The sequence below is a fragment of the Salmonella sp. SSDFZ54 genome (assembly GCF_004010735.1).
GTDB lineage: Bacteria > Pseudomonadota > Gammaproteobacteria > Enterobacterales > Enterobacteriaceae > Salmonella > Salmonella enterica.
Genome location: NZ_CP034819.1, coordinates 659,144 through 682,535, shown reverse-complemented (window position 1 = coordinate 682,535; position 23,392 = coordinate 659,144). Strand labels below are relative to the sequence as shown.

Annotated in this window: 24 protein-coding genes; 9 read left to right on the top strand and 15 right to left on the bottom strand. The window is 50.8% G+C overall.

The window, feature by feature from the left end:
• Window positions 1–161: 161 nt before the first annotated feature.
• On the top strand, window positions 162–512 hold the full coding sequence (locus EOS97_RS03175; protein WP_000281305.1) for a DUF2002 family protein: 351 nt from the start codon (window positions 162–164) through the stop codon (window positions 510–512).
• A gap of 34 nt (window positions 513–546) precedes the next feature.
• Here EOS97_RS03175 and alaE read toward each other — a convergent pair whose 3' ends face one another.
• Window positions 547–996, bottom strand: a complete 450-nt coding sequence (alaE, locus tag EOS97_RS03170) for an L-alanine exporter AlaE (RefSeq protein WP_000492669.1) — start codon at window positions 994–996, stop codon at window positions 547–549.
• 899 nt (window positions 997–1,895) lie between these two features.
• Here alaE and stpA point away from each other — a divergent pair.
• Window positions 1,896–2,297, top strand: a complete 402-nt coding sequence (gene stpA, locus EOS97_RS03160) for a DNA-binding protein StpA (protein WP_001051100.1) — start codon at window positions 1,896–1,898, stop codon at window positions 2,295–2,297.
• 89 nt (window positions 2,298–2,386) lie between these two features.
• On the opposite strand, the gene EOS97_RS03155 is transcribed toward stpA, so the two are convergent.
• From EOS97_RS03155 to EOS97_RS03145, 3 genes are all read right to left on the bottom strand, one after another.
• Window positions 2,387–2,566: a hypothetical protein gene (locus EOS97_RS03155; RefSeq protein WP_000494942.1), complete on the bottom strand. Its 180-nt coding sequence runs from the start codon at window positions 2,564–2,566 to the stop codon at window positions 2,387–2,389.
• Between the two features lie 78 nt (window positions 2,567–2,644).
• Window positions 2,645–3,172, bottom strand: a complete 528-nt coding sequence (locus tag EOS97_RS03150; protein ID WP_000022011.1) for a rhodanese family protein — start codon at window positions 3,170–3,172, stop codon at window positions 2,645–2,647.
• 9 nt (window positions 3,173–3,181) lie between these two features.
• The gene (locus EOS97_RS03145; protein WP_000137432.1) at window positions 3,182–3,481 is read right to left on the bottom strand and encodes a helix-turn-helix transcriptional regulator; all 300 of its coding nucleotides are present in this window, start codon (window positions 3,479–3,481) and stop codon (window positions 3,182–3,184) included.
• A gap of 182 nt (window positions 3,482–3,663) precedes the next feature.
• Here EOS97_RS03145 and EOS97_RS03140 point away from each other — a divergent pair, with 182 nt between their 5' ends.
• Together EOS97_RS03140 and lysM are read left to right on the top strand one after the other, a co-directional pair.
• Window positions 3,664–3,822 carry a YqaE/Pmp3 family membrane protein gene (locus tag EOS97_RS03140; protein WP_000508175.1) on the top strand — a complete coding sequence of 53 codons (159 nt, stop codon included), beginning with the start codon at window positions 3,664–3,666 and terminating at the stop codon, window positions 3,820–3,822.
• A gap of 99 nt (window positions 3,823–3,921) precedes the next feature.
• Complete coding sequence (gene lysM / locus EOS97_RS03130; RefSeq protein WP_000522406.1) at window positions 3,922–4,371, top strand: peptidoglycan-binding protein LysM; 450 nt, start codon at window positions 3,922–3,924, stop codon at window positions 4,369–4,371.
• Between the two features lie 21 nt (window positions 4,372–4,392).
• Here the strand turns inward: lysM and csiR are convergent, their stop codons facing one another.
• The 9 genes from csiR to EOS97_RS03085 form a co-directional block, all read right to left on the bottom strand.
• On the bottom strand, window positions 4,393–5,070 hold the full coding sequence (csiR, locus tag EOS97_RS03125; protein WP_000126152.1) for a DNA-binding transcriptional regulator CsiR: 678 nt from the start codon (window positions 5,068–5,070) through the stop codon (window positions 4,393–4,395).
• A gap of 41 nt (window positions 5,071–5,111) precedes the next feature.
• Window positions 5,112–6,512, bottom strand: a complete 1,401-nt coding sequence (gene gabP, locus EOS97_RS03120; RefSeq protein ID WP_000531282.1) for a GABA permease — start codon at window positions 6,510–6,512, stop codon at window positions 5,112–5,114.
• 133 nt (window positions 6,513–6,645) lie between these two features.
• A complete protein-coding gene (gabT, locus tag EOS97_RS03115) occupies window positions 6,646–7,929 on the bottom strand; it encodes a 4-aminobutyrate--2-oxoglutarate transaminase (protein WP_001095310.1) in 1,284 nt (427 codons plus the stop codon).
• Between the two features lie 14 nt (window positions 7,930–7,943).
• A complete protein-coding gene (gabD, locus tag EOS97_RS03110; protein ID WP_001176532.1) occupies window positions 7,944–9,392 on the bottom strand; it encodes an NADP-dependent succinate-semialdehyde dehydrogenase in 1,449 nt (482 codons plus the stop codon).
• Window positions 9,393–9,413: 21 nt separating this feature from the next.
• A complete protein-coding gene (gene lhgO, locus EOS97_RS03105; RefSeq protein ID WP_000271904.1) occupies window positions 9,414–10,682 on the bottom strand; it encodes an L-2-hydroxyglutarate oxidase in 1,269 nt (422 codons plus the stop codon).
• 25 nt (window positions 10,683–10,707) lie between these two features.
• On the bottom strand, window positions 10,708–11,685 hold the full coding sequence (glaH, locus tag EOS97_RS03100) for a glutarate dioxygenase GlaH (protein ID WP_000993105.1): 978 nt from the start codon (window positions 11,683–11,685) through the stop codon (window positions 10,708–10,710).
• A 300-nt stretch (window positions 11,686–11,985) separates the two neighbouring features.
• Complete coding sequence (locus tag EOS97_RS03095) at window positions 11,986–13,500, bottom strand: tripartite tricarboxylate transporter permease (RefSeq protein WP_000382034.1); 1,515 nt, start codon at window positions 13,498–13,500, stop codon at window positions 11,986–11,988.
• A gap of 10 nt (window positions 13,501–13,510) precedes the next feature.
• Window positions 13,511–13,945 (bottom strand): tripartite tricarboxylate transporter TctB family protein, encoded by a 435-nt coding sequence (locus tag EOS97_RS03090; protein ID WP_001574835.1) that lies wholly within the window; start codon window positions 13,943–13,945, stop codon window positions 13,511–13,513.
• Between the two features lie 11 nt (window positions 13,946–13,956).
• Window positions 13,957–14,934, bottom strand: coding sequence for a tripartite tricarboxylate transporter substrate binding protein (locus EOS97_RS03085; RefSeq protein ID WP_000744413.1), 978 nt, complete (start codon window positions 14,932–14,934; stop codon window positions 13,957–13,959).
• A 154-nt stretch (window positions 14,935–15,088) separates the two neighbouring features.
• Between EOS97_RS03085 and tctD the strand changes: the two genes are divergently transcribed.
• The 3 genes from tctD (at window position 15,089) to EOS97_RS03070 (ending at window position 18,311) form a co-directional block, all read left to right on the top strand.
• Window positions 15,089–15,763, top strand: a complete 675-nt coding sequence (gene tctD / locus EOS97_RS03080; RefSeq protein WP_001237934.1) for a transcriptional regulator TctD — start codon at window positions 15,089–15,091, stop codon at window positions 15,761–15,763.
• On the top strand, window positions 15,750–17,165 hold the full coding sequence (locus EOS97_RS03075; RefSeq protein WP_000872338.1) for a sensor histidine kinase: 1,416 nt from the start codon (window positions 15,750–15,752) through the stop codon (window positions 17,163–17,165). Before tctD ends, EOS97_RS03075 begins: the two co-directional genes overlap by 14 nt.
• Window positions 17,166–17,297: 132 nt before the next feature.
• Window positions 17,298–18,311: a HoxN/HupN/NixA family nickel/cobalt transporter gene (locus tag EOS97_RS03070; RefSeq protein ID WP_001059351.1), complete on the top strand. Its 1,014-nt coding sequence runs from the start codon at window positions 17,298–17,300 to the stop codon at window positions 18,309–18,311.
• A gap of 721 nt (window positions 18,312–19,032) precedes the next feature.
• On the opposite strand, the gene EOS97_RS03065 is transcribed toward EOS97_RS03070, so the two are convergent.
• Complete coding sequence (locus EOS97_RS03065) at window positions 19,033–19,929, bottom strand: antimicrobial resistance protein Mig-14 (protein ID WP_000701504.1); 897 nt, start codon at window positions 19,927–19,929, stop codon at window positions 19,033–19,035.
• Window positions 19,930–20,222: 293 nt separating this feature from the next.
• Window positions 20,223–21,152: a VirK family antimicrobial peptide resistance protein gene (locus EOS97_RS03055; protein ID WP_000178739.1), complete on the bottom strand. Its 930-nt coding sequence runs from the start codon at window positions 21,150–21,152 to the stop codon at window positions 20,223–20,225.
• A gap of 518 nt (window positions 21,153–21,670) precedes the next feature.
• On the opposite strand from EOS97_RS03055, the gene pipB2 reads away from it, so the two are divergent.
• Together pipB2 and EOS97_RS03045 are read left to right on the top strand one after the other, a co-directional pair.
• Window positions 21,671–22,723: a type III secretion system effector PipB2 gene (gene pipB2 / locus EOS97_RS03050; protein ID WP_001189820.1), complete on the top strand. Its 1,053-nt coding sequence runs from the start codon at window positions 21,671–21,673 to the stop codon at window positions 22,721–22,723.
• A gap of 173 nt (window positions 22,724–22,896) precedes the next feature.
• Entirely contained in the window at window positions 22,897–23,229 is a 333-nt protein-coding gene (locus EOS97_RS03045; RefSeq protein WP_023166795.1) for a hypothetical protein, read from the top strand.
• Window positions 23,230–23,392: the final 163 nt, after the last annotated feature.

The following is a 23,392-nucleotide window of genomic DNA, read 5'->3' as shown; positions in this document are numbered from 1 at the left end:
ATGATCCTCCATTGATTTCGATGTAGCTTTCAGTGTAGTTCATATTTTTACCTGCTGAGGCTTGTTACGGCGATATCATGCGTTTCTGGACTTTTCTGAAAGCGTTGATAACGCGCTATCGGGTAAGGTAAGCCCGCAGTACAAGAGAATGAGGATAAAATATGTATTTACGACCTGACGAGGTGGCGCGGGTACTGGAAAAGGCAGGGTTTACCGTCGATGTGGTGACGAATAAGACGTATGGTTATCGACGCGGCGAGAATTATGTTTATGTTAACCGCGAGGCGCGTATGGGGCGTACTGCGCTGATCATTCATCCCAGATTAAAAGACCGTAGCTCATCACTGGCTGACCCGGCTTCGGATATTAAGACCTGCGATCACTACCAAAATTTTCCGCTCTATTTAGGCGGCGAGACCCACGAACATTACGGTATTCCCCACGGCTTTAGCTCCCGAATAGCGTTAGAACGTTATCTGAATGGGCTTTTTGGCGACGAAAAAACCGACTAAAAGCGCGACTGGCAATGCCAGTCGCGACGTTAACTTACGCCTTAGCCTGATGATAGCTGCTCACTTTAAACAGGCGGCGACAATAATCCAGGAAGTAGCCATAAACCGCGCCCATTAACATTGAAACAACAATGTTTGAACTCACGGCGGCCACTATCTGATGCCAGCCAGCGCCGACGGTCAGCAAGATGATAATATAAACGGGTGACTGAAAGGTAACATAAGCCAATACATCCGCCAGGTTTTTGGCCCATCCCGCCGGGCTTGCCTTACGCGCGACGCGCATAATCAGATCGCGGTAAACGCCGTATGGCCATGCAATCAAAATGTTGACAGGTATCGCCACCAGCCTGGAAGAAAGCGACTGCTCAAAGCTCATTCCGGAGAGGAATATCTCGATCAACATGTTCACAACAGAACAGTAAACAACCATCGCAAACGTGTCTGCTACGGCATGACGCAAGCGTGACTGTGGAGAGAACATGTTAATGCTCCTTGTAGCGTATCAATCAGAATGAGGTGATGGTTGGTAGTGAAATCATAAAGCACTTTTGTCTTTGCATAGAGTATATCCCTATATAATAACTATCAACTAGTGTAATATTTTTATTTATGGGCTTTTTGTCGATAAAATACTCTGTGATTGTGTGTTTTTTGCCCGCAGCGAGATTTTCGTTGTTGTTAGTCATTAATTACTTTTAAATCAATGCATTATAATGCATTGTTTTTCTGGCGATTTTCAGCCACATTCCAAATGTTGTCAGATGCGATGTATTCTCGGCTAACGGCGCGCGCTCTACTTTTCTCAGCATAATTATAGATATTGCAGGCTGATTTTTAGCATAAAGCTCTGATGATGATTTTTGAATGGTTAATCTATTATTGTGCTGAAATATTCACTTCTGTATAAGGTCAGCCACCGTGAGGGTCACCGCGGTTACTGAGATACGCAATACGCTATATACGCTATGGATTTCGAGTTGCTTAAAGGCGGCAAGGGAGTGAATCCCCAGGAGCATAGATAACGATGTGACTGGGGGGGAGCGACAAATCTGCGGGGAGCAGATTTGAACGTCGCGTGCGACGACCCGTCAGGGCGAGGCCCATGGATGGGCCGGGTAATCCGTAGCCAACACATAAGCAACTTGAAGAATGAAGGGTATAAACAGCCGAACGGGAAACCTACAGATATACCGTAGGCGGAATAACCTGAAACACACAGGGGGTAATGAATATAACCTTCTGGTTAACAGATTAATATAATTAATCGAGTTATACTGAGTATATCTGTATGAACTTTAGGATCTGGAAATATAATCAATAATCGCATACAATACCGCCTGTAATAGTTTTTGTTTTCTGCGTTAAAAGGTTTTTATTGATATGAATTTGATGTTACAGAACTTAAATAATATCCGCACGCTGCGCGCTATGGCTCGCGAATTCTCCATTGACGTTCTTGAAGAAATGCTCGAAAAATTCAGGGTTGTCACTAAAGAAAGACGCGAAGAAGAAGAATTGCAGCAACGCCAGCTTGCCGAGAAGCAGGAGAAAATTAATGCCTTTCTGGAGCTGATGAAAGCAGACGGTATTAACCCGGAAGAGTTATTTGCCATGGATTCAGCAATGCCGCGTTCTGCTAAAAAGCGCCAGCCGCGTCCGGCAAAATATCGTTTTACTGATTTCAATGGCGAAGAAAAAACCTGGACCGGACAAGGTCGTACGCCTAAACCGATTGCCCAGGCGCTGGCGGCGGGGAAATCTCTGGATGATTTCTTAATCTAATCACGGATAACCTTTAACAGATGGCGCTGCGTTTCCTGTCTCTATTAACCGGGACTCAGGGAACGTTGCGCCATGCTCATTCTGATAAATCAGCACACGCCAAAATCGCCCTCTTCGCAATAGGGGGTGACATCTGCTGCTTTGAGGATCAATTTTTCGCCCGGCTCATTACCGACCTGTACCGCGACAATATGATCCTCGTTGACTTCAATCACTTTCAGTTTCGGCCCACCCATTCGGGGCTGTACGATATCGCCTGGTGTGAACATCACGCTCTCCTGTTGAACAATGGTATAAACCCGCCTTCAGTCTACTACACACCTACCGACGCGCGGTGAAGGTACCGCTTAATGAGTACGGGTATTCCAGGGCATTTTTTCCAGTAGTCGCGCCATTCCGCAGAAGCCGGTCATGCCTGCCAGCATTAACCCGGCCCCGACAAAACCGCTAATGAGGAAAAAGCCGCCGTGGACCGTATAGCCCAGAATCACCCCAAGCAACGTCAACCCGCCGGCGGCGATTTGCACCTGACGCATCAGTGGCAACGGTTGCGATTTGTCTTCTGTGACGGGCAATCCTGCCGCTTTCCATCCGTCGATACCGCCTTCCAGTAGACTGACCTGAGCTGGGGCGGCAATGGCCTGTAGTTTTGCTGCATTGCTGCTGGTTCGTTTACCTGACTGACAGTGAAAAATAATCTGTTCCGCTCGCAGGTTGGCGGGCAAATCGCCCTGTTCAAGCCGGGAAAGCGGCGCCAGTTGCGCATGTGGAATATGCTCGCGCAGATATTCGTCGGCGTCGCGTACATCAATCAGTTTCGCGCCTTGCGCTATCAGCGCTTGCGCCTCACGGGGGGAAACTATCCCAATGGACATCGTGCCTCCTTATGGACAATAGAGATTCTTTAACGTGGCGATAATCGTATTAACCGCCTCATTTTTAATGAAATAGTGAATGCGCTGGGCATCGCGTTGACTATCAATCAGCCCTTCTTCCCGCATCCGCGCCAGATGTTGCGACGTCGCGGAGGGGCTTAGCCCGGTAATGCGCGCCAGTTCGCCTGCGCTGGTTTTTGGCGAACCGCAAAGCATACATAAAATCAGTAATCTTTTTGGGTGGCTCATCGCTTTGAGCAGGGCCGCCGCCTGTTCTGCGCTGGCCTGAAGTTGTTCAAGCTCTGTCATAGTTATTTAAGCATTTTCTAAATTTAGTTAATTCTAAAATAAACGTCAACCTAATGCCAGCGTAAAGAGCGTAAAGGAGGGTAAAAGCGCGGCGCGTGACTGGCAGGCTCAGGTAAACTGACTATGCTTAGAGATAAAATCTCTTTTTAAACAATGACTAATTTTGCTTGTATGGAGTGTATATGGGTTTCTGGAGAATTGTATTTACGATTATTTTGCCTCCGCTCGGCGTACTTTTAGGAAAAGGGTTCGGTTGGGCATTTATCCTTAATATCCTGCTGACATTACTCGGATATATTCCGGGGCTTATCCACGCATTTTGGGTTCAGATGCGTCATTAATTACCGGCCACCGGCGGCGCATAAGCGCCGCTTATCAGGATAACCTCATTCTCTCTGCTACACTTTTCTTTGTGTGTATTTTTGACAAGCGAGGTGAATATGGGACTTTTCAATTTTGTAAAAGATGCAGGTGAAAAACTCTGGGACGCGGTAACCGCTAATCATGATAAGGACGATCAGGCGAAAAAAGTCCAGGAACATTTAAATAAAACGGGAATACCCGACGCTGACAAAGTGAATGTGCAAATAGCTGATGGAAAAGCGACAGTGACGGGTGATGGGCTGAGTCAGGAGGCAAAAGAAAAAATTCTGGTTGCCGTGGGGAATATCGCCGGGATTAGCAGCGTTGACGATCAGGTTAAAACCACGACGCCGGCGGCTGAAAGTCAGTTTTATACCGTAAAATCAGGCGACACCCTGAGCGCTATTTCAAAGCAAGTGTATGGTAACGCCAATCTGTATAATAAAATCTTCGAGGCAAATAAACCGATGCTGAAAAGCCCGGAAAAAATATATCCGGGACAAGTGTTGCGTATTCCTGAAGAATAATGGCTATCAGGTCGCGCCAGGCTACATTTTCCCTGCCATCGCCTGGCGAATAATGGGAATCGGCGTCAGCAAATGCTGACGCATTAATTCGCTGGCGCGTGCCGCCTCGCGCGCCAGTATCGCTTCGGTTAGCGTGTGATGCTGGATATGTTTATCTTCCAGCATCTCGACGGACAGAACGGTTTCACGTAACCAAATAAAGCGGTAGCGGGCCGCCAGGTCAAATAAGCGTTCGCGCATCTGTAGCAAGTAATGGGAGCCGCACCCGGCGACAATGGCGGAATGAAACGCCTGGTGGCGCTGATCCCATTCATCGAGCATATGTTCACTGGCATCGCTGGCTTCCAGTTTGCTGAGCATATGCGCTCGCGCCAGGATCTCCGCCTCCCACGCATCATCGCCGCGTTCAATCGCCAGGCGTACCAGCATCGCTTCCATATTGGCGCGCGCGTCAAAAATATCGAGGAGTTCCGCCTCTGACATGGACGCCACGCGATAGCCTTTTTGATTCACCACGGTGACCAGCCGTTCCGCCACCAGTTGTGACAGCGCCTCGCGCAGCGGCCCTACGCCAAGCGCATAGCGGGCGGTTAATAAACTCATCCGCAGTTTCTCATCCGGCTGATAAGTGCCGCGAATAATGTCATTTTTAAGCCAGCGATAGCCATCTATGGCCGTCGGTTGGGAAAGGGCGGTCATCTTTTACTCCTGAGAAGCTTCCCGGCTGACGCCGGGAATAACTAACGTAGGTTTTGCAGGGGGGCTTTTTGCCACCTTATCAGTTTTTTCCAGCGAGACATAATGGGGACAGTACCTATTATGCCCAGCCCTAACAGCCCCGTTGAAATGACTTCTAGTTGCTGTGCCGGTCGAAATAGCATCACCACCAGGACAAAGCAGATAAAGCCGATAACCAGCCAGGTGAGCCACGGATAAAGCCACATTTTCAGCTTAATTTCTCCGCCCTGCGCCAGCAGAATTTTACGCATTCGCAATTGCGAAATCGCAATCACCAGATAGACCAGCAGCGCGATGGCGCCAGAACTGTCGATAAGAAATTTAAACACTTTTGCCGGGGCGTAATAATTGACGATAACGGTTAAAAACGCCGCGCCGGTAGAGAGGAGAACCGCTACCCAGGGCGTTTTGCTACGGTTAGTTTTTCCCATTATCGCAGGCGCATCGCCGCGGCGGCTAAGGGAATAGAGCATCCGGGAGGCGGTATATAATGCGGAGTTCAGACAACTGGTCACCGACAACAAAATCACGCAGTCCATAATGAATTTTGCGTGCGGAATATGAAGCAGCTCCAGTACCGAACGGTACGAACCTACGCTTTTCAGACCCGGCATATTCCACGGGATCAGCGCCACCACCACAAAAATGGAACACAGGTAAAAGATGGAAATTCGCCAGATAACAGAATTGGTGGCGCGTACGATATGTTTATCCGGCGTATCGGATTCCGCGGCAGCAATAGTGACGATTTCCGCGCCCATAAAAGAGAACATGGTGATCAACATGGCGCTTAACACCGCGCCGAAGCCGTTAGGCATAAAACCGCCGTGATCCCATAGCCGGGAGATACCGCTTACCTCGGCATATGGATAAAAACCGCTAATCGCCGTCGCGCCCAGCGCGATAAACGCCAGGATAGCAATCACTTTACATAGCGCCAGCCAGAATTCGAATTCGCCGTAATTTTTGACGCTCAATAAATTGCTTCCGGTTAAGGCAAGCGTAATCACTAATGAAAATAGCCACACCGGAATACCCGGTATCCATGAATTCAGAATAATGGCGGCAATATTGGCCTCCAGCGGAATAACCAGCACCCAAAACCACCAGTATAACCAGCCGATGGTATACCCGGCCCAGGGGCCGATCGCTTTATCCGCATAGGTGGAAAAAGAACCGGTATCCGGCGTGGCGACGGCCATTTCAGCCAGCATTCGCATAATCATGACGACTAAAAGTCCTGCGAACAGATAGGCCAGCAGTACCGCAGGGCCGGCCTCCGCAATCGCCACGCTGGAACCGACAAACAGGCTGGCGCCGATGACGCCGGCGATCGATAACATGGTGACGTGGCGTGATTTCAGCCCGCCCCCTAATGCATGTGATTCTGACAATTGCCCCATCCTAAAACCTCTTTATTGTTATTGCGCTCGTTTACCGGATGGCGCCTGGCTTAATTATTCGGCCTACAATCGAAACGGTTTTTGTAGGCCGAATAAGACAGTTACGTCGCCATCCGACGCTGCTTATTGGACATTACGCTTGTTTCGCCTCATCAAAGCACTGGGCGATAATCTCCAGGCCTTGCCGAATCTGCGAGGCCTCAATAGTGAGTGGAACGAGGATGCGCAAGATGTTGTAGTAAGGACCGCAGGAGAGCAGAATTAACCCTTTCTCGCGGGCGCGGGTCACAATGTCGGCGGTCAGAGCCGCGTTCGGTTTGCCGGGGTCGCCATTTTCAAATAACTCAATGGCGATCATGGCGCCCAGTCCGCGCACGTCGCCAATCTCACGGTGCGTTTCCGCTATCTCCATCAGGCCATCGCGCAGCGTTTTGCCAAGCGTATTCGCCTTTTGCAGTAGATTTTCCTGCTCGAAAATGTCCAGTACCGCCAGCGCGGCGGCGCAGGCAATCGGGTTTCCGGCATAGGTGCCGCCCAGACCGCCCGGCGCGATAGCGTCCATCACGTCTGCCCGGCCGGTAACGCCTGCCAGCGGAAAGCCGCCGGCGATCGATTTCGCAAACGTGGTAATATCTGCCGCAACGCCCATCTGTTCCATGGCGAACAGTGTACCGGTCCGGCCCGCGCCGCTTTGCACTTCGTCGGCAATCAACATAATGCCGTGTTGGTCGCATAGCGCGCGCAGTCGCTGCATAAACGCGGGAGAGGCGGCGTAAAATCCGCCTTCGCCCTGTACCGGCTCAATAATAATGGCGGCGATATCTTCCGGCGCGGCATCATTTTTAAAGATGCGCTCAATGCTGGCGATGGCGTCGTCGTCGCTGATGTTGTGTAGCGGGCAAGGATAAAGCGCGCGGTAGACATGGCCTGGCATCAATCCCATACCAGCAGAGTACGGGTGTACTTTCCCGGTCAGAGAGAGCGTGTAGTGGGTACGACCGTGGTAAGCGCCGCTAAACGCGATAGCGCCGCTGCGTTTTGTCGCCGCGCGGGCGATTTTCACCGCGTTTTCAACCGCTTCTGAACCGGTCGTGACCAGCAACGTTTTTTTGGCGAAATCGCCCGGTACCTTCTGGTTCATGCGTTCGCACAACGCCAGGTACGGTTCATAGGCCAGCACCTGAAAACAGGTATGCGACAATTTCTTCAGCTGCGCTTCGACCGCTGAAACAATGCCCGGATGTAAATGACCGGTGTTCAGGACGGCAATGCCGCCCGCGAAATCGAGATACTCACGGCCTTCGACATCCCAGACCCGACAATTTTCCGCCCGCTCGGCGAAAATTGGGTGAATCTGCCCCACGCCGCGAGGAACGGCGTTATGACGGCGCTGCATTAAAGCGTGATTGGTATTCATTAGCGACTCTCCTGTTAAAGGCCGATGCACATATATTTGATTTCTAAATAATCTTCGATGCCGTATTTGGAACCTTCACGGCCTAATCCGGAGGCCTTAATACCGCCGAAAGGCGCGACTTCGTTGGAGATAATGCCGGTATTAATACCGACGATGCCGTATTCCAGCGCTTCGCCGACGCGGAAAACGCGGCTTAAATCGCGTGCATAAAAATAGGCTGCCAGGCCGAACTCGGTATCGTTAGCCTGCCTGATGACATCCGCCTCGTCGCTGAAGCGGAACAGAGGCGCGAGCGGCCCGAATGTCTCTTCTTTGGCGACTTTCGCGTTATCAGGGACATCCGCCAGAATGGTCGGTTGAAAGAAGTTGCCGCCCAATTTGTGCGCTTCACCGCCCGTAATGACGCGGGCGCCTTTTTCCAGCGCGTCGGCGATATGCTCCTGGACTTTCGCCACGGCTTTTTCATCAATCAGCGGCCCGATAGCGACGTCGGCTTGCAGGCCGTCGCCGACCGCGAGCTTATTTACCGCCTGGTTGAGTTTTTCCGCAAAACGATCGTAAACGCCGTCCTGAACATACAATCTATTGGCGCAGACACAGGTCTGCCCGGCGTTGCGAAACTTCGAAGCCAGCGCGCCTTCGACGGCTTTATCCAGATCGGCATCGTCAAAGACGATAAACGGCGCATTGCCGCCCAACTCCAGCGACACTTTTTTAATGTCTTTGGCGCATTGTTCCATCAGCTGGCGGCCAATCTCCGTCGAGCCGGTAAACGACAGTTTGCGTACCAGCGGGTTGCTGGTCAGCTCGCCGCCAATATCGCCTGCCGAACCGGTAACGACGTTAAATACGCCTGCGGGAATTCCGGCGCGCCGGGCCAGTTCCGCCAGCGCCAGCGCGGAAAACGGCGTCTGGCTGGCGGGTTTGAGTACCATTGTGCAGCCTGCGGCCAGCGCGGGGCCGGCTTTACGGGTGATCATTGCCGAGGGAAAGTTCCACGGGGTAATCGCGGCGGTGACGCCGATGGGCTGTTTAATCACCAGCAGCCGTTTATCGGCCTGATGACCTGGAATCGTGTCGCCATAGATACGCTTCCCCTCTTCGGCGAACCATTCAATAAACGAGGCGGCGTAGCTAATTTCGCCTTTCGCTTCCGCCAGCGGTTTGCCCTGTTCCAGCGTCATCAGACGCGCCAAATCGTCCTGATGTTCCATCATCAGATTAAACCAGCGACGCAGGATATTGGCTCGCTCTTTGGCGGTGAGCGCGCGCCAGGCGGGCAGGGCGCGATTGGCGGCGTTGATGGCGTCGCGCGTCTCTTCCGCCCCCATTTTGGGCACATTGCCAAGCGGTTTCCCGTTGGCGGGGTTGCTCACGGGGATGACATCGCCGCCGCGCGCGTCGCGCCAGTCGCCATCGATAAAGGCCTGCTGGCGGAACAGGGTAGAGTCGTTAAGTTGCATAATTGCTTCCTGTCTGAAGGGTTAACGGGTAAATGCGGCGTGTAATGCGTCCACGCTGCGTGCCGCACGCAGCGTACGTCCGGGGTTGCTCTGGCTTGCGCGTAGCGCCTGAACTTTACTGACGATATGCGCGCCGATAGGTATCGCGGATGTCGCCGCCGGGGAGGGGGCGTTACAGGTGTGAATGGAACGCGGCGTCGTGACAAACAGAAAATCATCAATCAGTTTGCCGTCCGGTGAAACCGCCTGCGCCCGCACGCCTGCCGGCCAGGGCTGGAGATCGTTGACGGTCAGGCTGGGGCAATACTTTTGTACTCGCCGCAAATAGCCGCTTTTGCACAGCGAGTTTTTCATCTCGCCCAGCCCGGAAAGCAGATGGTTTTGCAGTACGCGGCGAATGCCGGCGGAGCGGAAAATCTCCAGGGTGTCGGTGAAGGAAACGTCGCGCTTACGGTAGCCTTCGCGTTTAAGCGCCAGCACCGCATTCGGCCCGACCGTGACACTGCCGTCGATCATGCGGGTAAGATGGACGCCGAGAAACGGCATTGCCGGATCGGGGATCGGGTAGATCAAATGGTTAACGATCCGGTTGTGTCGCGGGGCCAGACGAAAGTACTCGCCGCGGAAAGGGCAGATAATAAAACCGGGCTCCACGCCCAGCATTTTGACCAGCCGATCCGCCATCAGTCCTGCACAGCCGATAAGCGTAGCGGTTTCTATTTCCCGACCTTGCGAGGTGCGAATAACAATGCCAGCGGCATGTTCTGTCAGCGCGCTGACCTCGGCATGGTAGATGATCTCGCCGCCTTTGGCCTGAAAGCGGTTCGCCATGGCCGTCGCGACATCGCGATAGCTGACAATCCCGCTGGAAGGGACAAAAATCCCGCCCAGGCCAATGATATTGGGTTCGCGTTCACGCAGCTCCGCCGCGCTTAACCACTCGCGCTCTAAGCCGTTGGCCGCCGTCCGCTCCCATAGCGCGCGCATCCGCGCCATTTCCAGCTCCGAGGTGGCGACCAACATTTTGCCGCAGGTGTCGTAGCGGATGTTGTTTTGATCGCAAAAGGTTTTGGTCGCCTGATTGCCCGCCAGACAAAACTGCGCTTTGAGGCTGCCGGGCGTGTAGTACACCCCGGCATGGATCACGCCGCTGTTATGCCCGGTCTGGTGGCAGGCTGGCGCGGACTCTTTTTCCAGCAACGCGATGCGCGCATCCGGGTAGACATCAATAAGTTGCATGGCGGTCGACATACCGATAATGCCGCCGCCGATAATCACAAAATCATACATCCGCATAATTCCTTCGCCGTGGCGCTTATTGGTGAGTTTGATAATGGCTGGCGGCGTAGGCGAAGTAACCGCGCTGGCGCATCAGTTCGCGACGCAAGTCAGGATGCGGCGTAAAACGATCGCGTCCATGTAGCCAGAACAGATTGTTAATCAACAGGAATTTGCCGACCGGTACCGGTACGGAGAGGATGTTTTGACTGGTTTCCAGCGCGTCTGAAAGCTCGCTGAGCCAGACGCCTTCTTCAAAGTCTTTTGGCTGGACGAACTGGTCGATATAACGCATGACCGGGCGGCCTTGTTGGTCGACATCAAACACCGGGTGCCAGACGTCATGGCTAACATTCTTGCTTGGCGGCGCCGCCCAGCGCATGACGCGACGCGCCAGCGGATGGGTAAAAAACGACTCCAGATGTTCCCAGTCATCAAGGTGCAGCAGCAGCGAATTACCGCCTTCCATATTTTGTTCGTCGATTTTCATCATCAGCACGTAGTCGGTCACCTCCTCAACATAGGTACCGTCATTGTGCAGTTCCATTACGCGGTGGGGCTGGCGCAGATAACTGTCGGAGTTGTCGACGTTTTTGACCACGAAACGCGCGTAATACTGGCCGCTCATCGCATCGTAGTTGGAGCGACCAATAAGATGCGCCACCGCCGTCGCCAGTTTGACCATCTCTTCTGCCTGTGCGACATCATCGATCCCTTCGGCGCTGATCAACAGCGCGCCTTGCGCACGGTTGAGGAGCGTTTTGATCAACAGCGGTTGTAGCTGATTGCCGCACAGATCGTCGAGGATCTTGCCGATTTTGAAACGTAAGAAAGATTTGTATTCCAGCGCCTGCACCGGCCACTGCGCAACCTGATGGAGAAATTGTCTTGTGGTATCCGCCGTAAACGTTAACGCCAGCAGGCGCGGCGACTGCACCGAAGGGGCAAGGGTGAAACCAGTATGGCGTTGGGCTAAATCATCTGTGTTCGCTTTTACGGCAGTCAGTGCATTCATCAGAATCATTCCTCTCGGTAGATGGTCAGGGAGACATGGCGATGCTCATTTCGTAGCCATAAATTAAAAATATCGACATTTTTCAGGAACGCGTATGAAATAACCGCTTTTGTTTAATTATTGTGATCAAAAACAACAAATATTTAACAATGCGAAAGGTGAGGTTAACGGCGCCACGAGCCTGACAACGGCAAGAAGGGGGAAAATGAGCGAGTTATGGGGAGAGTGATGCTGGCGGGGTTGCCCGGCCTGGCACATGAGCGCGTAGGCCGGACAAGTACAACGTATTTCAGCAGTCAATTAACCGGCGTCAACCTGCGGTTTACGGCTGTGTTTACGGATCAGACGTAACACTGGCGGTACGACAATGACCATGATCGCCATGATCAGCAGGGCTTTGGCAACGCCGCTTTGCCACAAAATCGCCATATTGCCGTTACTGATGGAGAGTGCGCGGCGCAGGTTCTGCTCCAGCATTTCCCCCAGTACGAATCCCAGGATCAGCGGCGACATGGGGAAGTGCATTTTACGTAAAATGTACCCTAACACGCCGAGCGCGACCATCAGCACCAGATCGAAGGTGGTGCTGTGTACCGCATACACCCCTACCGCCGATACGGCAGCGATGGCGGGTACCAGGAACCACAGCGGAATGGTGAGCATACGGGTGAACAGACCGATCAACGGGATATTCATGATCAGCAGCATCACGTTCGCAATCAGCAGCGCAGCGATGAGTCCCCAGACGATATCCGGCTGTTCGGTGAACATCGCCGGGCCTGGCGTGATGTTGTACAGCGTCAGCGCCCCCATCATCACTGCCGTAGTGCCGGAACCGGGAACGCCCAGCGTCAGCATCGGGATGAAGGAGCCGCAGGCAGAGGCGTTGTTTGCCGCCTCCGGCGCCGCGACGCCGCGAATATCCCCTTTGCCGAAGCTATCGCTGTTGCCGCTGAGTTTTTTCTCGGTCATATAGGTAATGGCGCTGGCGATGGTCGCCCCGGCGCCGGGCAATACGCCGACAAAAAAGCCGATTACCGAAGAACGCAGGGTAGTGCCGATACACTGCGCGCCTTCTTTCAGGTTGAACAACATTCGACCCGTTTTGCGGACCATTGTTTGCCCGCTGCTGGTATGTTCCAGCATTAAAAGTATTTCTGATACCGAGAACAGGCCGATCACCACGACGATAAACTGTACGCCGTCGGAAAGATGAACGCTGTCAAAGGTAAAGCGATAAACCCCGGTGTTGGCGTCCACGCCGACGGTCGCAAGGCCAAGACCGATCAGCGCTGCCAGAAATGATTTAAGCGGATTTTGCGCCATCATGCTGCCAAGACAGGCGATAGCAAAAACCATTAAGGCGAAATATTCCGCCGGACCAAAGGCCAGCGACCATTGCGCCAGTAAAGGGGCGAACAGAATGATGCCGCCGATAGCGATTAATGAACCGAAAAATGAGCTGACTGCGGAAATCGACAGCGCTACGCCGCCTTTCCCTTGCTGCGCCATTGGGTAACCGTCCAGCGCCGTCATGATCGCCGCCGCATCGCCGGGGACGTTGAGCAATATGGAGGAGATCCTGCCGCCATACTCACAGCCAATGTACACCGTCGCCAGCAGAATTAGCGCCGACTCCGCAGGCAGATGCAACGCAAAGGCCAGCGGCAGTAAGATTGCCACGCCGTTGATCGGTCCCAGGCCCGGCAGCAGACCGACGATCGTGCCCACGAAGCAGCCAATCAACGCGATAACCAGGTTTTCCGGCGTCATCGCCACCGCAAAGCCCTGAGAAAGATATATCCAGGTATCCATCGTTGCTCCGTTAACTCAGCCAGGCGCCGAGAGGTAAGGTGACATCAAGCAGCCGGTCAAAGGCATACCACAGCAGAATGCCTAATACCGCGCCGGAGATCCCCGCCGCCGGAATCGTGGCGCCGAACAGCATCCCGATAACCATGGTGAGAAGCGCGGTGGCGATGGGAAAACCCAGCCATTCGAATCCCCAGGCATACATCAACAGGATGATGATCATGGTAATTAGCTTTTGCAGCACATGGCGGCGCGGCCAGCTAACCGTGTCGGGATGGCGCAATAACAGCGCCAGCGCGCAGAGCGCCATCAGGCCGATAATCCCCAGCGGAAAAGGGCGGGGGCCGACGGGTTCATAGCTGTATTCGCTTTGGATCTGCCAGGCGATGAATAGCCCGGCGATACAGAGCAACAGCCAGATACCCGCAAAGATACGATCGCTCATCATTGCCTCCGCGATTATTTCGCGAGTCCGAAGGCTTTCGCCTGTTCACGGTAATCAGTAACCTGTTTTTTCACGTAGTCATCGAGCTGCTGGCCGGTCATGTCGAACTCAAACAGGCCGCGCAGATCGCGCTGTTTTTTAAACTCGTCGGTTTGCTGGAGCTTCTTGAAGGTATCCACCCACCACTGGTAATCGGCATCGCTGACTTTTGGCCCGACGTAGAAGCCGCGAATAATCGGCCACACCAGGTCGTAGCCCTGTTCTTTAGCGGTAGGGATATTGGCAAGCTGGCCCGGCAGCCGATTTTCTGAAAAGACGGCCAGCACGCGGATTTTGTCGCCGCCCAGATAAGGCACCATTTCACTGAGATCGCCGGAGACAACCTGAACATGGTTGCCCATTAATGCCGTCACCGGCTCGCCGCCGCCCTCAAAGGCAACGTAGCGCATCTTGTGCGGGTCGACGTTCGCCTTTTGCGCCAGCAATGCCGACTTCATCCAGTCCTGGCTGCCAATAGAGGCGCCAGCGCCAATGACCACGCTGTTGGGATCTTTTTCCATCGCCGTCATCAGATCTTTCAGCGTTTTCCACGGGGAATCCGCACGCACGGCGATCATGCCGTAATCAGTGCCCACGCTTGCCAGCCAGCGCACATCATCCACGCCGTAGCGACCAAATTTCCCCTGCGACAGGTTGAGCAGCGAACCGCCGGAAAAGGCGACCACAGTCCCGGGTTCGCCAGGGCGTTGGGCGACTATCGCGTTATAGGCCACAGCGCCGACGCCGCCGGGCATATACGTTACCCGCATGGGTTTCTCGATAGCGCCAGTCTCCAGCAAACTCACCTGAATCAGCTTACAGGTGAGGTCGAAACCGCCGCCAGGTTTGGCTGGCGCGATACATTCCGTTCGCGACGGTGCCTCCTGCGCCAGAACAGAGGTACTCATTAATAAAATGCTTGCAGTAAGGGTACGAAGTAATTGTTTTTTCATTTTTTATCCTCACGCCGGACGTCCGGATTTTTCAGGTTCGGAAGAAGATTTTTGTGATTATGTGAGCCGACATGTAGCAGTTCGGTTGCGTGATTGTTAAAACAATAACCTTTCAATTCCCTTTCAATGCGGCAGAAACTTTACAGGATGTGATATGCGTCTCTTATTGGCGGAAGATAACCGTGAGCTGGCTCACTGGCTGGAAAAAGCGCTGGTGCAAAACGGCTTTGCCGTGGACTGCGTATTTGACGGCCTGGCGGCTGACCATCTTCTGCACAGTGAAATGTACGCGCTGGCGGTGCTGGATATCAATATGCCGGGAATGGATGGACTGGAGGTGGTGCAACGGCTGCGTAAACGCGGTCAGACCTTGCCCGTTTTGCTGCTCACGGCGCGAAGCGCGGTGGCGGATCGTGTAAAAGGTCTCAACGTCGGCGCCGATGACTATCTGCCGAAACCCTTTGAACTGGAAGAGCTGGATGCCCGTTTACGGGCCTTGCTCCGACGCAGCGCTGGGCAGGTCCATGAAGTTCAGCAACTGGGGGAATTGATCTTTCATGATGAAGGGTATTTTCTGTTACAGGGGCAGCCGTTAGCGCTGACGCCGCGTGAGCAGGCGCTCTTAACCGTATTGATGTACCGACGAACGCGACCGGTTTCGCGTCAGCAGCTTTTTGAACAGGTGTTCAGCCTGAACGATGAGGTAAGCCCTGAAAGTATCGAACTTTATATTCATCGACTGCGTAAAAAACTCCAGGGAAGCGATGTACGAATTACGACGCTGCGCGGCCTGGGTTATGTGCTGGAGCGCGGCGATGAAGTGGGTTAAGCCGCAATCGTTGTACCTGCAACTCTTACTGTTCCTAGGGTTGCCGCTGATTCTGCTATGGGGGCTGTCGGCGTTTAACAGCTATGTCAATGCGCTACAGGCCGCCACTCAGGCTTATGATCGTACGTTGCTCTCCTCGGCGCGAACGGTATCGGAACGGCTGGTGGTGCGCAATAACCATCTGGAAGTTAACGTGCCTTGGGTGGTGCTGGATAGCTTCGAGCTTAATATGAATGATCGACTCTATTACAAAGTCGTCGACCCTTCCGGAAAGGTCATTTCCGGTTATGACGATCTGCCCGCCATGCCGCCCGCTACGCCCCGTACCCGGCTTTATCCGGCGCTGGCGTGGTTCTATCATACCGAGTATCGCGGCGAGGCGATCCGCGTGGCGCGTTTGCTACAGCCGGTCAACGAAGGCGGCATTATCGGCATGGCGGAGATTTATGTCGCAGAGACGCTGCAGTCCCGTCGTTATCTGGCGGGCCAACTGCTGTTCTCTTCCTGGATCTCACAGGGTCTGCTGGTGCTGCTAACCCTGGTGCTGGTTGGCTGGTTATTACGCCGGATCCTGCGCCCTATGCGTCAACTTTCGTCATTAATGGTACGCCGCGAACCGGGTCTGTTAACGCCGCTGCCGGAACTGCTGCCGTGGTCGGAAACACGCTTGTTAATCGTGGCGTTTAATCGCTACATTGACAGGCTCCGCGGCATCCTCTCCCGGCAGGAACGCTTTAGCGCCGATGCTTCTCACCAGTTAAAAACGCCGCTGGCGGTGTTAAAAACGCAGGCGGCGGTGGCGTTAGCCAGCCAGCACCCTCATCACTGGTACGAAAGTCTGCAGGCGATGAGCGTAACGCTGGATAGCACCATTCAGCTCACGGAAAGATTGTTGCAACTTTCTGCGGTAAAGCATAAAGAGCAGGGCGAGCGGCGTTTTTCCCCGGTGAATCTGTACGATATCGTACAGAGCGGCTGTTTTACCCGCCTGGCGCAGGCACGGAGTAAACATATCGACCTGGGCTACGAAGGCGAACAGGAAGCGATGTGGATCGAGGGGGATGAGGTACTGCTTAGCGAGCTGTGCGGAAACTTGCTGGATAATGCGCTGAAATACACGCCTGAGCAAGGCATCGTCACCGCGCGGCTTGAACGGGATGGCGATGCCGTGACGCTGGTTGTCGAAGATAGCGGCCCCGGCATTGATGATGAACATATCCATCTGGCGCTACAGCCGTTCCACCGGCTCGATAACGTAGGAAATGTGGCCGGGGCGGGCATTGGTCTGGCTTTGGTCAATGATATCGCACGCCTGCACCGTACTCATCCCCATTTTTCCCGTAGTGAAGCGTTGGGAGGGTTATACGTTCGGATACGCTTTTTAAGCCTTGTTCCGCAGTAATGCGCACAAATGTGTCAGCGGTAAAGCACGTTTACAAAAAGTCGCATCTTGAGGTGTGACGTTTTAATCAAATGATCATACATTCCCCCTACAAACCGTAGCGTTAATTAAAAATATAGTGGGTGCAGGGGCATGAATAATCATACTAAACGACGGGGAATAGCATTAACCGTCTTTCTTGTCGGGGTTAACATCCTGGCCTGGATTTGGGCATTCTGTGTTTTTCATCACCATGCCGTCATGCTAAGCGCAGCCATACTGGCGTATAGCTTTGGGCTGCGTCATGCGGTTGATGCCGATCATATTGCGGCCATTGATACCGTCACCCGTAAACTGATGCAGCAGGGTAAAACGCCTTTAGGCGTGGGGGCATTTTTTTCATTGGGTCATTCGACCATTGTCGTTCTGGCATGTCTGGCGATTGTTGTGACGTCGATGGCATTTCGCGATCGTATTGATGTTTTGCATCAATATGGTTCGTTGATTGGTACGGCTGTTTCCGCTTTTTTTCTGCTGGCGATGGCCCTGCTTAACCTGTTTATTTTGTTCAACGTCTGGCGGCAATTTCGCTCGGTTACCCGCGGCGAGTCAGTGAGAGCGCATGACGAGGCCATACCTGGCGGGCTGATGACGCGTATATTTCAGCGTACGTTTCGTTTGGTCACTTCCAGTTGGCATATGTATTTTGTCGGTTTTCTGTTTGGTCTGGGATTTGATACCGCAACCGAGGTTGGGTTGCTGGGCATTTCCGCTTCAGCAGCCAACCAGGGGCTATCTCTCTGGTCGATGATGATTTTTCCTGTGCTGTTTACCGCCGGGATGGCGCTGGTGGATTCCCTGGATAACTTTGTCATGGTCGGCGCTTACGGTTGGGCTTTCTCGCATCCATTACGTAAGCTTTATTATAATATGACCATTACCGCCGCATCCGTCATTGTCGCGCTGGCGATTGGCGGGCTTGAGGCGCTGGGGTTGATTGATGATGCGTTACAGTTAAGCGGAACATTTTGGCAGACCGTCAGCACGCTTAACGATCATATGGGGAATGTGGGCTTCTGGGTAGTGGGCGCTTTTGTGCTATTCTGGCTGCTCTCGTTGTTGAATTATCGCTGGCGCGGCTATGATAAAATCACCCTCAATACCTGATTGATTTCTGTAAAAATAGCATTTCGGCAGTGGTGTCATATCATTGCCGAAGCATTTTATCTCCTGAGAGTATATTCTTCCCGGTAAGTGCGTTATTTTTCATGCTTGCCTTTCGTTATCAATTTAAGCAATCCGATATAACATACAATACCAAAAATAATAATAACAGTTGTATACCCAAGAATCAGCCAGTCTGCATGTGTCATAATATAATCCAGTTATCAGGTATCCCGTGTTAAGACGATCTTTAAGCCTGTTGTCAGCAAGAACCACTGTACCCGTTCAGTGCTGTTGGCAATAACGTATTGTTTATGCACAAGAGCGTTGTTACAAATAACGTATACATTGAGCATAGACCTCACCCACATTTTTGTAATGCCATAAAGCAAGGCTACACCTTTAATCTACTGACGGTATGCCAGGCCAGAAGAGATAAAAGGGTAGTTGTCATCATCATCTGTTCCTGACGCCAGGTTAATGACACACACATATGAAAATGTATAACCGCTGCACGCTTTTTAGCACGTTATCTGTAACATACCGTGTTAATCAATTCCATAAAACCGAGCATAGTGTAAGTGAATTTCGAGTAATTGTCATTATGATTATATGGTGGTTAACTTATTTTTTAAATTATGATTAAACTTTCGTTTTTTATCAGTTCATCAGGACTTATGAAAAATCTGGACGTAAAAAACATATTTACGTCCAGGCTTTCTTTTTAGCAAATCGATTTTCCGGTAAAATAGGGGGTCGACCACATGCGCTTATATTCCCATTCAGGCCTTAGTATGCCGATGGAAAAAAGTAATTTTTTTTGTCTTTCCTGGCAGTAATGTCTGGCACGGTTAATATTTAGCCACATTAGTATGCTGCCGGGACTGAGTGGCCTGAACTCATTTTTAATTGCACCATTAGATACGTCAAAGTAGACGTTCATCTGGCTTTCAGATTTCAATACGATATCAAATGCACAGGGTATCCCTTCAATATAAAGAATATGCCCAAACAGAAGGTGATGCAGTTGACTAAAAAAGGTGGCAAGGTTATCAGCGGGATAGCAAGATAACGTATTGCCGAAACGAGACTGAAATAACTCGATAAAAATATGAGTCAGTTCATCAGAAGAACAATCAGCAACGCTTTTTACACTACCGCCTTTTTTAAGAAATTGCTGATATTCATTACGGCGTCTTTTTTCAAACTTAGAAGAGAACGTTTCTTTGACCAGACAATTTTGTTTCTTTCTGGTGAGTTTCCATATGGCATTGCGTATTTGTGGCTGATGCAACGCTGAAAGCCGGTTAGTACGATCGGGTAAGAAGCAGCGTAAATCTGGTGCCATCGGAATAAGTATCTCATCTGACGATAGCGGGAAGGTTCTGCGCGTCAGGATGCCAATATTCTGATCATTACAGATAAAGTAGGCGCCTTTAATCTTATCATCTTCTTTATAGTGGAAGAATTTAAAATGCCAGTTATGGCGCTTCATAAAATAATCCACAATATCTGGGTGCATATTGATACTACCGCCGTATTGCGTAAACACCTCCCGGTATAGGGCAAAGGAAGACGGCTGCCAGCGGGTTAATATACGCTTAACTTCTTGTATTTTCACCAAAACTCCTGACTTGGCTTACTGAAAATTCTATTTTGTATTATTTTTTTGCTCAACCAAATAAAAATGTGACAAATGTTTAGCTTGTATTTAATGGTTAACATGCTAATCGATGACGTTATGGTGAAGGGAATAAGATTAAGATGTTGATCATAGCATGAGTGAAAGCGACGGTTTAATGCCGCGCTTTTCACTCGCAAGCCATTCTGTATTTAACCATCCAGTAGCGATACAGATTTCAAAGAGATCCGCTGAACGGTAGCAGGATCTGCGCATCCGCGTATGAAATAGTTCTACCGGGAGAGGCTGTTAACCTCTTGTATTATTGTATCCAGAATATGATAGCGCTTCCGATACTCTGCGCGTTTTTTGCTGGGGATACTTTCAGGCGCTTTACGCATCACCTGTGATGGCAGATGATATAAGGCACCTTTCTTAACGCCGTTTAGCGACTCCCAGAATTCACTATAGCTGGCCACAAAAGTTTTTTTCTTCTGGAATAAGTACCTGAGTTGACGATAAACATGGTTGTTTTCACTTACCGCATAAATCTCGTCGACATTACAGGCCAGCATCAATGTCGCAAATGCTTCATACAGCATCCGTTTAGGAAAGAGACCGTAACAATCTTTGGTGGCGTTACGTATGACTTGTGGGCCGACATGTTTACTGGGCCCTTGTAACCCGGCAACCAGCGCTATTTGCTTCCCTTCATGGCGGATAAAGGAAAATGATAAACGTGCCAACGGCGTATCATTGAAGCACAGCGTTAATGTCAGTTCACCTTCCCTGTCATAGCCACAGGGACCGCAGTAGATATCCACCAGAGCGCCGTTTTTTCCTTCCAGGTGAGCGAGCAAGATTTGTTCCTCGGACAGGAGGATCTTTTTAATTTTATTTTCCGGAAAGGACTGAACGAACTGGTAGTGTTCCAGAATAGCTTTTGCCCGGCAACGTATGCTAAGCCCGGTATACAAATAGGGCCGCTGGATTTTTGCCGGCAACAGTGGACGATGAATGATCAGCGTTCTGGGCTGAGACAGATGGCATAATTCATTGAAGTATTTAATTGTCGTTACAGGGTTAATAAGGCAACGTAATACAAATTTATAGCGAAACTTACGCTCTCCCCAGCGTTTATGGCGATAAGGCGTCTGCGCCATGACTTCTTTTAACATTAATAATGGATTATATCTTTCCATATCACTTTGCTGCATCGTCATACTACGTCCCTACTACTCGATAGACTTATAACCGAGACGGTAGCCTGATTGAGTTAAACGTAAAGGCAACGAAGAAGGCCTGTACAGACGACGTTGTTAAACAGTTTATCAATGGCAGAAATAAAACGCCTGAACGCGCTTTTTAATAGGTTTTCTGCTAATGAGTGGGATGAGTCCTGAACGTAGTATTAAAACGAATGCCGTGTTTATTATTTTAAATAATGTTTATACTCTAAATAATTCGAGTTGCAGGAAGGCGGCAAGCGAGCGAATCCCCAGGAGCTTACTAAAGTAAGTGACTGGGGTGAGGGAACTCAGCCGCAGCACATGCAACTTGAAGTATGACGAGTATAAGCCAATATATTTATTTGGCTGGTATTGTGTAAGTCAGACAGCAAAGCGTCGTGATGCGTGATTATGTAACCAGACGCAAAGGGGGTATTCACCTTATCTCTAAATGCAAATCTATATGATAAATTTTATCATGTACCATGTTGCTATCTCTGGGAGAAAATATTATGCAGCGTTCACTCGATAGTCTGGCTGGTATGGCTACATCTGCTTTTGGCGCGGGGACTTCTGCTGCTATGCGGCAAGCCACCTCTCCCAAAACCATTCTGGAATATATCATTAACTTTTTTACCTGTGGTGGGGTGCGTCGGAAAAATGAAGCACAGTATAAGGAATTGATAGACACTATGGCTGATACATTGAAAAGTTCAATGCCTGACAGAGGTGCTCCGTTGCCAGAAAACATCATACTGGAGGATATGGATGGGTGTCGTGTCGAATTTAATCTTCCTGGTGAGAATAACGAAGCTGAACAAGTTATTGTACGGGTCAGTAAAGGCGACCATTCTGAGACGAGAGAAATTCCGCTTGTCTCTTTTGAAAAAATATGTCGAGTTTTACTATTCAGATACGAATTTTCTATCCCTCAGGATTCTGTAATGTTAACTGCCCAGGGAGGCATGAATCTTAAAGGCGCTGTCCTTACCGGAGCAAATCTGACGGCAGAAAATTTATGTGGCGCAGACTTAAGCGGCGCAGATTTAGATGGGGCAGTACTGTTCATGGCGGATTGTGACGGTGCAAATCTTAAGGGGGCAAATCTATCGGGAGCATCATTAGGCGACAGTAATTTAATGAACGCCTGTCTGGAAGATACTATTATGTGTGGCGCTACCCTCGATCGCGCTAATCTTACCGGCGCCAATTTACAACACGCAAGTCTGTTAGGCTGTAGCATGGTAGAATGTCTTTGTTCCGGTGCAAATATGGAGCATGCTAATATTTCAGGCGCAACCCTTATACGCGCCGATATGAGCGGTGCGACATTACAGGGTGCTACTATAATGGCTGCTGATATGGAAGGCGCTATCTTAACCCGGGCAAACCTGCGAAAGGCGAGTTTCATTTCTACGAACCTGGACGGGGCTGATTTGGCTGAGGCTAATTTAAACAATACCTGTTTTAAAGATTGTACACTAACCCATTTACGTACCGAAGACGCCAGAATGTCTACAAGTACACAAACACTCTTTAACGAATTTTATAGTGAAAATATTTAGCCTTTTTGACGTAAATCTGAAATAAAAGCAATGTAAGAATAACTATCTGCTACTGAATAGTAGCTGAGAGTAAATTATTTACAGTATCTTTTATTATTACAGGAGTATGCGACGGTAAAAATATCTGAACAACCATTTCTATTTTCTCAAGTAGAACTTCCAACTAAAGCGAATTGTTTGAAAAGGAAAACGTTATGCCTGGATGTATAAGTGCCTGTTCATGCGTTGCCAGTCCGACGCCTCCCGATCCTAAGGCCCCCTCTAAGCCTAAGTGGATAGAGTTAAAAGGTTATAGTGTTACATGTACTAGTCAGGAGGATATTCGTCCACCTAAAGAGGGTGAACCAAAGCAAAAAATGACACCCAGCGAGTTAGTGCTGTTACGAGGTCTTTTAAAAGACCTGGGGGTAACACAACATCCCTGGCAAGACCCGACAGTAAAATCTACTAACTGTGGGTTGCCATATTTTCCAGTAGTTCCTGGAGAACGAGAAACCGATGTTTGATGGTTTTCTGTCTGCAAAGCGCCTGATAATTATTACCAGGCGCTTTGTATTTTGGAGCCAACATCACTTTCATTGTCATATATCGAATGACTACAATCGTATCCGATCCCACCATTACCCAGACGGAAAGTCTCTGGCAAACTGTAAGAACGGTTCGCCGTCG

Excerpts from the sequence above, each read along its gene's own strand:
- EOS97_RS03175 (WP_000281305.1), top strand. The coding sequence starts at position 162 with ATGTATTTACGACCTGACGAGGTGGCGCGGGTACTGGAAAAGGCAGGG.
- alaE (WP_000492669.1), bottom strand. The coding sequence starts at position 996 with ATGTTCTCTCCACAGTCACGCTTGCGTCATGCCGTAGCAGACACGTTT.
- stpA (WP_001051100.1), top strand. The coding sequence starts at position 1,896 with ATGAATTTGATGTTACAGAACTTAAATAATATCCGCACGCTGCGCGCT.
- EOS97_RS03155 (WP_000494942.1), bottom strand. The coding sequence starts at position 2,566 with ATGTTCACACCAGGCGATATCGTACAGCCCCGAATGGGTGGGCCGAAA.
- EOS97_RS03150 (WP_000022011.1), bottom strand. The coding sequence starts at position 3,172 with ATGTCCATTGGGATAGTTTCCCCCCGTGAGGCGCAAGCGCTGATAGCG.
- EOS97_RS03145 (WP_000137432.1), bottom strand. The coding sequence starts at position 3,481 with ATGACAGAGCTTGAACAACTTCAGGCCAGCGCAGAACAGGCGGCGGCC.
- EOS97_RS03140 (WP_000508175.1), top strand. The coding sequence starts at position 3,664 with ATGGGTTTCTGGAGAATTGTATTTACGATTATTTTGCCTCCGCTCGGC.
- lysM (WP_000522406.1), top strand. The coding sequence starts at position 3,922 with ATGGGACTTTTCAATTTTGTAAAAGATGCAGGTGAAAAACTCTGGGAC.
- csiR (WP_000126152.1), bottom strand. The coding sequence starts at position 5,070 with ATGACCGCCCTTTCCCAACCGACGGCCATAGATGGCTATCGCTGGCTT.
- gabP (WP_000531282.1), bottom strand. The coding sequence starts at position 6,512 with ATGGGGCAATTGTCAGAATCACATGCATTAGGGGGCGGGCTGAAATCA.
- gabT (WP_001095310.1), bottom strand. The coding sequence starts at position 7,929 with ATGAATACCAATCACGCTTTAATGCAGCGCCGTCATAACGCCGTTCCT.
- gabD (WP_001176532.1), bottom strand. The coding sequence starts at position 9,392 with ATGCAACTTAACGACTCTACCCTGTTCCGCCAGCAGGCCTTTATCGAT.
- lhgO (WP_000271904.1), bottom strand. The coding sequence starts at position 10,682 with ATGTATGATTTTGTGATTATCGGCGGCGGCATTATCGGTATGTCGACC.
- glaH (WP_000993105.1), bottom strand. The coding sequence starts at position 11,685 with ATGAATGCACTGACTGCCGTAAAAGCGAACACAGATGATTTAGCCCAA.
- EOS97_RS03095 (WP_000382034.1), bottom strand. The coding sequence starts at position 13,500 with ATGGATACCTGGATATATCTTTCTCAGGGCTTTGCGGTGGCGATGACG.
- EOS97_RS03090 (WP_001574835.1), bottom strand. The coding sequence starts at position 13,945 with ATGATGAGCGATCGTATCTTTGCGGGTATCTGGCTGTTGCTCTGTATC.
- EOS97_RS03085 (WP_000744413.1), bottom strand. The coding sequence starts at position 14,934 with ATGAAAAAACAATTACTTCGTACCCTTACTGCAAGCATTTTATTAATG.
- tctD (WP_001237934.1), top strand. The coding sequence starts at position 15,089 with ATGCGTCTCTTATTGGCGGAAGATAACCGTGAGCTGGCTCACTGGCTG.
- EOS97_RS03075 (WP_000872338.1), top strand. The coding sequence starts at position 15,750 with ATGAAGTGGGTTAAGCCGCAATCGTTGTACCTGCAACTCTTACTGTTC.
- EOS97_RS03070 (WP_001059351.1), top strand. The coding sequence starts at position 17,298 with ATGAATAATCATACTAAACGACGGGGAATAGCATTAACCGTCTTTCTT.
- EOS97_RS03055 (WP_000178739.1), bottom strand. The coding sequence starts at position 21,152 with ATGACGATGCAGCAAAGTGATATGGAAAGATATAATCCATTATTAATG.
- pipB2 (WP_001189820.1), top strand. The coding sequence starts at position 21,671 with ATGCAGCGTTCACTCGATAGTCTGGCTGGTATGGCTACATCTGCTTTT.